The organism is Allobosea sp. 05T422_2, from assembly GCF_056396265.1.
In genome coordinates this window covers 1-8,928 of sequence record NZ_JBFTLD010000271.1, presented here as the reverse complement: position 1 = coordinate 8,928, position 8,928 = coordinate 1, and the positions used below count along the sequence as shown (strand labels likewise).

The 8,928-nt window shown below is 67.5% G+C and carries 7 protein-coding genes; 1 reads left to right on the top strand and 6 read right to left on the bottom strand.

Features of this window, described 5'->3' with window-relative positions; translation table 11 throughout:
• Positions 1-329 precede the first annotated feature (329 nt).
• Positions 330-1,070 carry a class I SAM-dependent methyltransferase gene (locus AC1DJT_RS30550; protein ID WP_476768829.1) on the top strand — a complete coding sequence of 247 codons (741 nt, stop codon included), beginning with the start codon at positions 330-332 and terminating at the stop codon, positions 1,068-1,070.
• Between the two features lie 168 nt (positions 1,071-1,238).
• Here the strand turns inward: AC1DJT_RS30550 and AC1DJT_RS30545 are convergent, their stop codons facing one another.
• The 6 genes from AC1DJT_RS30545 to AC1DJT_RS30520 form a co-directional block, all read right to left on the bottom strand.
• Positions 1,239-1,739 carry a DsrE family protein gene (locus AC1DJT_RS30545; RefSeq protein ID WP_069882881.1) on the bottom strand — a complete coding sequence of 167 codons (501 nt, stop codon included), beginning with the start codon at positions 1,737-1,739 and terminating at the stop codon, positions 1,239-1,241.
• A gap of 66 nt (positions 1,740-1,805) precedes the next feature.
• Positions 1,806-2,447 carry a hypothetical protein gene (locus AC1DJT_RS30540; RefSeq protein ID WP_441507583.1) on the bottom strand — a complete coding sequence of 214 codons (642 nt, stop codon included), beginning with the start codon at positions 2,445-2,447 and terminating at the stop codon, positions 1,806-1,808.
• Complete coding sequence (locus AC1DJT_RS30535; RefSeq protein ID WP_476835518.1) at positions 2,444-3,484, bottom strand: TAXI family TRAP transporter solute-binding subunit; 1,041 nt, start codon at positions 3,482-3,484, stop codon at positions 2,444-2,446. Before AC1DJT_RS30535 ends, AC1DJT_RS30540 begins: the two co-directional genes overlap by 4 nt.
• A gap of 64 nt (positions 3,485-3,548) precedes the next feature.
• On the bottom strand, positions 3,549-6,356 hold the full coding sequence (locus tag AC1DJT_RS30530; RefSeq protein WP_476835517.1) for a hypothetical protein: 2,808 nt from the start codon (positions 6,354-6,356) through the stop codon (positions 3,549-3,551).
• 609 nt (positions 6,357-6,965) lie between these two features.
• Complete coding sequence (locus AC1DJT_RS30525) at positions 6,966-7,358, bottom strand: hypothetical protein (RefSeq protein ID WP_476835516.1); 393 nt, start codon at positions 7,356-7,358, stop codon at positions 6,966-6,968.
• Between the two features lie 204 nt (positions 7,359-7,562).
• A complete protein-coding gene (locus tag AC1DJT_RS30520) occupies positions 7,563-8,747 on the bottom strand; it encodes a MalY/PatB family protein (RefSeq protein WP_476835515.1) in 1,185 nt (394 codons plus the stop codon).
• Between the last annotated feature and the right edge of the window lie 181 nt (positions 8,748-8,928).

The following is an 8,928-nucleotide window of genomic DNA, read 5'->3' as shown; positions in this document are numbered from 1 at the left end:
GTTCATGGCAGGCAATGGCCAATCGGGCCTACAGGGGCGCAATCGTCTCGGGTGCCGGGAAAGTCCGCTGCAGCGGCCGCCGATTGACCCCGGGGGATTGGACCGCGCTGCGACGTTGACAGGAATCGTGCCGTTCCCGATAAATCCGGGATGGTCGAGACGGATACGCATATCGTTGCCCGCGCTGCCGGCATCCCAACAGGCGGGATGCGGGACAGCCGATCGCTGCGTTAACACACGCGTATCGCGCCCCTGCAGCCTCGCCGGAAACGGACGGGGCCAATTTCACGCCTGTGCCTCGTCCATCTGAATGTGATGGAGTGAAAGACGTGGCACAGAACATCTATGACGATCCAAAATTCTTCGCCGGCTACAGCCAGCTTCCCCGACAGGTTCATGGTCTGGCCGGCGCGCCGGAATGGCCGGCGATCCGCGCCATGCTGCCCGGCCTGACGGGCAAGCGCGTCGTCGATCTCGGCTGCGGCTTCGGCTGGTTTGCCCGGTGGGCGCGCGAGCACGGGGCCGGGTCCGTGCTCGGACTGGACGTCTCCGAGAAAATGATCGCCCGGGCGATCGCGGATACCTCCGACGCGGGCGTCGCGTACGCAATCGCCGATCTCGAGCTGCTCGACCTGCCCCAGGCTGCGTTCGACTTCGCCTTCAGCGCGCTGACCTTCCACTATATCGCGGATTTCGGGCGCCTGCTGCGCATGGTGCATCGCTCCCTCACGCCAGGCTCCCAGTTCGTGTTCACGATCGAACACCCGATCTACATGGCGGCTACGCATCCGCGCTGGTGGACCGACGAGGACGGCCGTAAGACCTGGCCGGTGAACCGCTATGCGATCGAAGGCGAGCGCCGGACCAACTGGCTCACCGACGGCGTGCTCAAATATCACCGGACGTTAGCCACGACGCTCAACACATTGATCGCAACGGGATTTTCGATCCGCCAGGTCGAGGAATTTGCCCCGACAGCCGATCAGATCGCCGAGAACCCGGGCCTGGCGGCGGAATGCGAGCGGCCGATGATGCTGCTGGTCTCCGCAGAGCGCTCAGCGAGCGACTGATCGGCCGCGGCCATTCGCAGGACACTCTCGGCAACGGGGACGTTCCGTTGCGGAGAGGTTTGGTGGGGGAGCGCCTGGCACGACGCCGCGCGCTCTCCCCGCTAGCACGCAGTTGTGACGGGCATCGGCTGCGCCAAAAGCCGCAATCCACTTTTGGTCGCCGATGCTTCAGGGCCTGACATAGGTCCAGCCCTTCTCCTGCAGTTCCATGACGCGCACGACGCCGGATTTGACCAGCGTCGCCTCGGGGATCAGGCCGATCTCTTTGTTTTCCGTCTTGCTCATGTTCTCCTGGGTGTTGCCGCAAGCCTTGAATGAGATCGACGGCGTGCTCGCCGTGATCGCCTTGATCCGTGCCTTCACCGGCGAGGTATCCTCACGCAGCATGTGCAGGCCGGGGCCGAAGGTGACGATCTCGATCTCCACCTTCTCGCCGAGGTCCTTGTAGTATTGCGCCACGTTCGTCGCGTTGTTGAGCGCGAGATTCATCGTCGCCGGCTCGTTGGTGTTGACCTGCAGGATGAGCTGGTGCGGCTTCTTTTCCGCCGCGGGCTTTGCGGCCTGCGCCGTCACCTGCTTCTTCGGCTGCGCCAGCGCCGGCGGCACGACGATCAGCAACGCTGCGAGGCCGGCCAGCGAGACCCTCATGGCCTTGGCATATCCAGTCATGGTCTTCATCTCCCGTGGTTTGCGACGAGTTCGGCGACGGCTTGGGCGAGAAGGCTTGGGCGAAGACTACGGGTTCCGCGGCCTGGCGATGGCGCCCGGCCAGTTGCAGGCCGCGGCGACCTTCTCCCTCACCCGCTTCAGCCCGCCGAGCGCAAAGGTGCCGTCATGGGCAGCGCCGACACGCGGAGCGAGACGAATGGCGAGGTCGCCCTCGTCCGGCAGCGCCAGCAGGAGCTGCGCGACATCGCCCTTGAAGGCGACGCCGGCGCCGAACGAGGGCTGCGCGGCCGCCGCTTGCACCGACTGGCCGTCGTTGACGCGGTAGGAGATGGTGTAGTCCGTGCCGCCCTTGGCGAGCGCGGGGCCTGTGACGACGAGCTCGGTGCGGCCGCCACGGCAATGGATGGCGAGCTGGCTCAGCGCGCCGTCGGAACCGGTGCGGGCAGCCGCGGTGGCGGTGACGATCGGGCTATAATTCACCGGCGAGGTGGTTTCACTGATGATCCAGTTCTCCCCCCCGCGCGCCTGAGGCGCCGCCGGCTCCAGGCGCTGCGAGAGCGTGTCCAGGCATTTCAGCCGCTCGGCCTGCGCCATCTGGGAGCAGGCTCGCAGATGCGCCATCGGGTCGGGCGCCGCATTGGGTGCGCCTTGCGCGAGCGCGATCCCGCTTGCGGCGGCGAAGGCGACGGAGAGCGCGAAGGCCTTCATTGCAGCGCCCGCGGGGCGCGCGCCTGACGATCGAGCCATTGCTGCGCCGCCGAGAACCGCTCGAGCCCGGGCACGGTCGCGGCCAGGTTGATCGACTTCCATTTCGGGTCGAAGCCCRGCGCCTGGAGCTGGTCGATCCGGTTGAACAGCGTGTCGACGAAACGGGCGACGCGCTGATAGCGGTTGGTCTGGGGCTGCCAGTTGAAGGCGACGAGCGCAGTCGGCACCGAGATGGTCGGGACGCGCTCGCCGGCCTTGATCAGCCCGGGATATTCGCCCGCCTCCAGCACGGCCGGCAGATAATAATCCTCGAATTTGCTGTCATAGGGAACAGAGAGGAACTTGAATCCCGGCTCAAAACGGCCACGCACGAAGGCATCGACGGGCTTGGAGGTGATGAAGACGACCGCCGCCATCTCGCCCTTGCGCATCTGCTCCAGCGCGATCGGGTGGGGGATGAAGGTCTTCTCGGCGTTGATGCCGAGGCGGCTGAAGATCAGCGGGCCGGAATAGGCGGCAGCCGTGCCCAGCGTGTTGAAATTCACCTTCTTGCCGGCGAGGTCCTGCAGGCTCTGGATCTCCGGCCGGACAAAGATGTGCAGCTCCGAGGGGAAGAGATTGAGCACATAGGTGATCTGCCGCCGGATCTGCGGCATCTGGTTCCTGTATTCGTCCAGCGCGTCGGAATTGATGATCGCGGTGTCGATCCCGCGCAGATAGAGCAGCGAATTCAGGTTCTCGGTGGGCCCCCTGGTCACGATCGGCAGGACATGCAGGTTCGGCCCGTCATCGACGACGCGCGCCATCTCCGCCGCGAAGCGCAGCGGCGCCCCCTCGATCAGGCCGCCGGCGAGACCGACGGTCCAGGCATTCATCCGCTCCTTTTCCGCCTCAAAGGTCGGCGCGCGCCGCGGCGCAGCCCCGCGCACGGCCTCCAGCCGTGTCGTCTGCGCCTGCAGATCGCCTGGCGGGAGCGCCGGGACAAACAGGGTCAAGGCGGCGAGCAGGCACAGGCATCGTCCTGGAAACAGCGTCATTCCCGAACTCCCCTTTGGCATCCCCATTCGGCCATTCGGCCGTCTCCGCCCCCGCCCGGGCGTTTTACTGACGCAAGCCGTTCAAGCGCTCCTTCGCCTCCGGGATGCCGCCGGCCTGCGCCTTCGCATAAAGCTCGCGCGCCCTCGCCGCCTCGCCCCGTGTGCCATAGGTCCGCCAGGTCGAGAGGATGGCGGGGTMATAGGTTTCCGCGAGCATGAAGAACGCCCGGGCGCTGCCGGTTTCCGCGGCGCGCTCGAGCACGATCCGCGCCGAGGCGATATCGCCCTGCCCGATCAGGACGCTGGCGCGCGCAATCAGCCGCGTCGCCTCTGCCTCGCTGGCGACCGGCGGTGACTGCGGCGGCGCTGGCGGTGCAACGGGCTCGGCCAACGCGGCCGGCCTGGTGACCTGGTTCGCGGCCTGGCTGGAGGCCTGACTGGCCGGCGCAGGCTGGGGCGTGGCKCGCGCCACCGCCGTGCGCCGCGCCGCCTCGAGTTCCCGMGCCAGCGCAGCCGCCCTGCCGCGCTCGTCCTGCAGAGCCTGGCGCAGTTCCGCCGCGGCGCTCTCCGCCGCCTGCCTGAGCTTTCCCGCCTCCTCGCCCGCCTTGCGCAGGTCCGAGACCTGCACCCCGGCGTCGCGCCGCGCCTTCGCCAATTCGTCCGCGAGTGCGGCGCCGCGGGCGCGCTCCTCCTCGAGCACCTGGCGCTGTTGCGCCGCGCTCGTGGCCTGGGCCTCGCGCGCTGCTGCAATCTCCCGCGCCAGCCCGGCGGCTTTCTCCTGCTCCTGCCTGAGCGCGTCTGCGGTCTTCGCCAGTTCCCCCTGCTTCAGCTGCGTCGTATCCTCGCTGGCCTTGCGCAACGCTGCAGCTTGCGTCCCCGCTTCACGCTGCACCTTCGCCAGCTCGGCGGCGAGCGCAACGCTATGGGCGCGCTCATCGTTAAGCGCCTGACGCTGCTGCGCCGTGCTCGCGGCCAATGTCTCGCGCGCCGCCGTGACCTGAAGCGCGAGCGCTGCCGCCCTTTCGTGCTCCTGCCTCAGCGCGTCCGCAGTCTTGGAGGCGTCTGCCGTCCTGGCGGCCTCCGCCTGCCTGAGCCCTGCGGCCTCCTCGTTCGCCTTGCGCAGTTCCGCCAGCTGCAATCCGGCTTCGCGTTGCTCCTTCGCCAGTTCGCCGGCGAGTGCCGCGCTGCGGGAGCGCTCCTCCTCGAGCGCCTGGCGCTGCTGCGCCGTGCCCGTCGCCAGCGCCTCGCGCGCGGCTGAAACCTCGGCGGCAAGGGCCGCCGCCTGCCCGCGCTCCTGCCCCTGCGCATCCGCATTGGTTTCGGACTGTGCCTGCCTGAGCCCTGCGGCATCCGCATTCGCCTTGCTCAGCTGCGCCGCCTGCGTTTCGATTTCGCGCTGCGCCTTCGCCAGAGCGCCGGCGAGCGCGGCGCTGCGGGCGCGTTCCTCGTCGAGCGCCTGGCGCTGCTGCGCCGTGCCGGCAGAAAGCTCCTGCCGCGCCGCCGCCACCTGCTGTACGAGAGCGGCGGCCTGCTCACGCTCCTGCTTCAACGCGTCCGCAGCCTTGGCGGCGTCTGCGGTCCCGGCGACCTCTGCCTGCCTGAGCCTCGCCGCCTCGTCGCTCGCCTTGCTCAGCTCTGCGATCTGCAGCTGCCTCTCGCGCTGCGCCTTCGCCAATTCGCCCGCGAGCGCCGCGCTGCGGGCGCGCTCCTCGTCGAGCGCCTGGCGCTGCTGYGTCGTGCCGGCCGTGAACTCCAGCCGCACCGAGGCAACCTCACCTGCGAGCGCGGCCGCCCGCTCGCGCTCCAGCTTCAGCTGCTCGGCCTCTTCGCCCGCCTTGCGCAGTTGTGCCGCCTGCATCTCCAGATCGCGCTGCGCCGACGCCAGCTGGTCGGCCAAGGCGCTGCTGCGGGCATGTTCCGCCTCGAGCGCCTGACGCTGCTGCTCGGTGTCCGCGCTCAGTGCCTCCCGCGCTGCGGCAACCTCGCGCGCCAGCGCAGCCGCCTGCTCGCGCTCCTGTCCAAGCGAGGCCGCGGCCCTTGCGACCTCCGCCTGCTTCAGTTGCGCGGCGTCTTCGCCGGCCTTGCGCATGTGTTCGGCCTGCATCCCGGCGTCGCGCTGCGCCTTCGCCAGTTCGCCAGCCAGTGCGGCGCTGCGGGCCCGTTCGCCTTCGAGGGCCTGGCGATATTGCGCAGTGCTGTCAGTGAGTTCCTGCCGCGCAGCAGCGACCTGTTGCGTCAGATTTGCAGCCTGTTCGCGCTCCCGTCGGAGCGCTTCCGCGGATTTCGCGGCCTGGGCCCGCAATTGCAGCACGTCCAGCTGTTCGAGGGTGCGCCCGGCCTCGACCGGATCTTCCACCCGGGTTTCGGGCGGCCGGGAATTCGGGGATTTCTGCGCATCGGGCGCCGGCGCCGTGGTCAGCTGCCGGATGTCCGCCGGCGCGTTGGCCCGGCTGGATTCGCCCGTTCGCGGCGCTGGAGGCGGGCTCTTCGCGTTCCGGTCCGGCGACGGGGCGCGCATCGCGACCTGCGGCCCGGCCTTGCCGCCATCGTCGCGCTGAACCAGGCCGCCGATCCAATAGAAAAACAGCAGCGCCGCAGCGACGAGCGCGGCGGCGGCGATCGGCAGATAGAGGCGTCGCCTCGAGCGGCGCTCCGTGGCGCGATCATCCGGTCCTTCGCCCTCGAGAAGGAAGTAATTGTCATGAGCCAATGGGTGCCAATGCGTCGGCGTGATCGTGATCGGCTCATCGTTCTTGCCGATCCACTGGCCTGTCGCCGCCATCCAGTGAGCAACGTCATAGATGCCACTCGAATCATCCTCGAGGATGACGAATGTCCCGTCCTTCGGTGCGGTTTCGATCTCGTTGCGCATTTAATAGACGCCTGTTCAGGCGGTCTTAGCGGACCATTACGTCTCCACTTCACCTGCAAGGGAACGCCAATCCACCCCGGCAGGTTGCGCAAAGGTTACACATTATTGTGGAGCTAGGCCACAACGTCCCGGCACTGGGGGAAATCCGACAGTATCCGCACGTATTGCGCGTAAAAAACTCTTCCGCGCTTGCGCATCATCAGGGCCGCATAACCGAGCGCGGCCGTCGCGATGCGCCCCCGCCGGAGCGGACGCTGCAGCACGTCCCAGCCATGGCGCGGGCCGCGGGGCGGGATCGGACGGAGGGGCCAGCATCCCGGAGCCTGCCCTTTCCCGCAGGGGCAGCAGCGCCTGATTGCAGCGCGGGGCGAGCCCGCGCCACGATTTCGGTCAGCGACTGGGTGGCACGGAGATCGGCGCCCTCGCCCTCAGCTCATCGGACCGTCCCGAAAACCGTAATCCAGTTTTCGGGACGATGAGCTAAGCATCTGTGTTTGCATCGGCTTGCCCGAAAACCGCAATCCAGTTTTCGTGCCGATGAGCTAAGCATCTGTGTTTGCATCGGCTTGGCCCGAAAACCGCAATCCAGTTTTCGGGCCGATGCTTGGCTCAGAACATGAAGCCCGGGCCGCCCCAGGGCCCGAAATCGAAGGCATCCTGCGCCATCGCCGCCGTCATCTGGCGTTCGTCGGCCAGCTTCTTGGCGAACACCATCTGCCGGAACTGGGCATAGGCCGTCTGGTCGCCGAAATAGACGCATTGGCAGACGATCGGGTCGGCATAGACATAGACCATCTGGTTGTTCTTGACCTGCTGGACGAACTTGTTGGGCGGGAACTTGCGCAAGGTCGCCAGGCGTTCCGGCGTATTGGCGGGCTGGGGAACGAAGCCCGCCGCCGACAGCATGTCTTCCTTGTTCTGAACGGCGTCAGTGGTCGACTGGCACCCGGCCAGCGCCAGGCCGATGGACACCACCAGCCCCGCCAAAGAACATTGCTTCATCGATTATTCCTCCGCCCCGGAATGGGAATGCGCGCCCGGACGTTCCCCAACGCGAGGCGGACCATGGACCGGACGTTGCGGCTTTCAAAGCGCGACTGGCGCAACCCCACCGGCCCGGCCCGCAGGACGACCAGCGCGGCTGCGCCGCGATGACCGGCCGGGACATCGCGACGTCATTCATCGGGAGGCGGTGGAAGGCCGCTCCTACTGCATGTCGGCGAAGGCATCCTTCAGGCGCGAGACGGCCTCGGCGACATTGGCGCGCTGCGTCGCCAGGTTGAAGCGCAGGAAATTGTCGCCGCCGGAGCCGAAGGTCGCGCCATGGCTGGCTGCGATCTTCGCCTGTTTCTCGACCCTTGCGATGAACTCCTTTGACTCCATGCCGGTGCCGGAGAAATCGACCCAGGCGAGATAGGTCGCCTCCAGCGGCATCGAGCGCAGGCCGGGAATGCTGTCGATGCCCTCGTCGAAGAGCCGGCGATTGCCGTCGAGATAGGCGACGAGCTCGTCGACCCAGGCCGCGCCCTCGGGGCTGTAGGCGGCGGTCGCCATCGCCATGCCAAACGAGTTCGGCGAGATGCCGAGCGCGTTCATCCGCGCCCGGAACGGAGCCCGCAGCGCCTCATCGGGGATGATGACATTGCCGGAATGGCAGCCGGCGATGTTGAAGGTCTTGGTCGTCGCGGTCATCATCACCAGGCGGTCGATGATCTCGGGCKCCGCCACGGGCATCGCGATGTGCTTGTGGCCGGGCATGACGAGATCATGGTGGATCTCGTCGGAGACCAGGATCAGGTCGTGACGCACGCAGAACTGTGCGATCTCGCGCAGCTCGTCGCGGGTCCAGACCCGCCCGCCGGGATTATGCGGCGAGCAGAGCAGCAGCATGCGCTCGTTGCCGGTCATCTGCGCATCCCAGCCGGCGATATCGAGGAGGTAGCGACCGCCCCCGTTCACGAGCTTGCATTCGACGACCTGCCGCCCCGCCGCCTTAATGATGCGGGCGAAGGCGTGGTAGACCGGGGTCATCACGATGACGCCCTCGCCCGGCTTGGTATAGGCATCGACGCAGAGCGCCGTGCCGTTCACCAGCCCATGCGTGGTGAAGATCGCCTTCTCATCGACTTCCCAGCCATGGCGCGCCTTCATCCACCAGCGGATGGCGTCGTTGCTCGCCCGCTCATCGCCGAAATAGCCGTAGATGCCGTGCGCCGCCATGGCCTCGACCGCAGCTTGCACGCAGGCCGGCGGCCGGAAATCCATGTCGGCCACCCACATGGCCAGCCCACCGGAGGGCGAAACCCCGTAATGGGTCTCCATCGTGTCCCATTTCGCGCAATGCGTGCCGCGGCGGTCGATCCACTGGTCGAATGTCTGAGCGATGGTCATCAGGGTCCTCAGGTGAAGGGCCGTTTCGGAGAGGCCGTCTTGGGGAGAAGCAATGCCGCGTCGGAGGCTCGCGCGCCAGCAGAACACACGCAATCCATGCCAGCGCGGCGCGCGTACGTGCTGCGGCAAAGATCCCGGAAGCGGCCCGGCTTCGACATCTTGGAAGTGGAGCGCTTCAGCC

Excerpts from the sequence above, each read along its gene's own strand:
- AC1DJT_RS30545 (WP_069882881.1), bottom strand. The coding sequence starts at position 1,739 with ATGACTGGATATGCCAAGGCCATGAGGGTCTCGCTGGCCGGCCTCGCA.
- AC1DJT_RS30540 (WP_441507583.1), bottom strand. The coding sequence starts at position 2,447 with ATGAAGGCCTTCGCGCTCTCCGTCGCCTTCGCCGCCGCAAGCGGGATC.
- AC1DJT_RS30525 (WP_476835516.1), bottom strand. The coding sequence starts at position 7,358 with ATGAAGCAATGTTCTTTGGCGGGGCTGGTGGTGTCCATCGGCCTGGCG.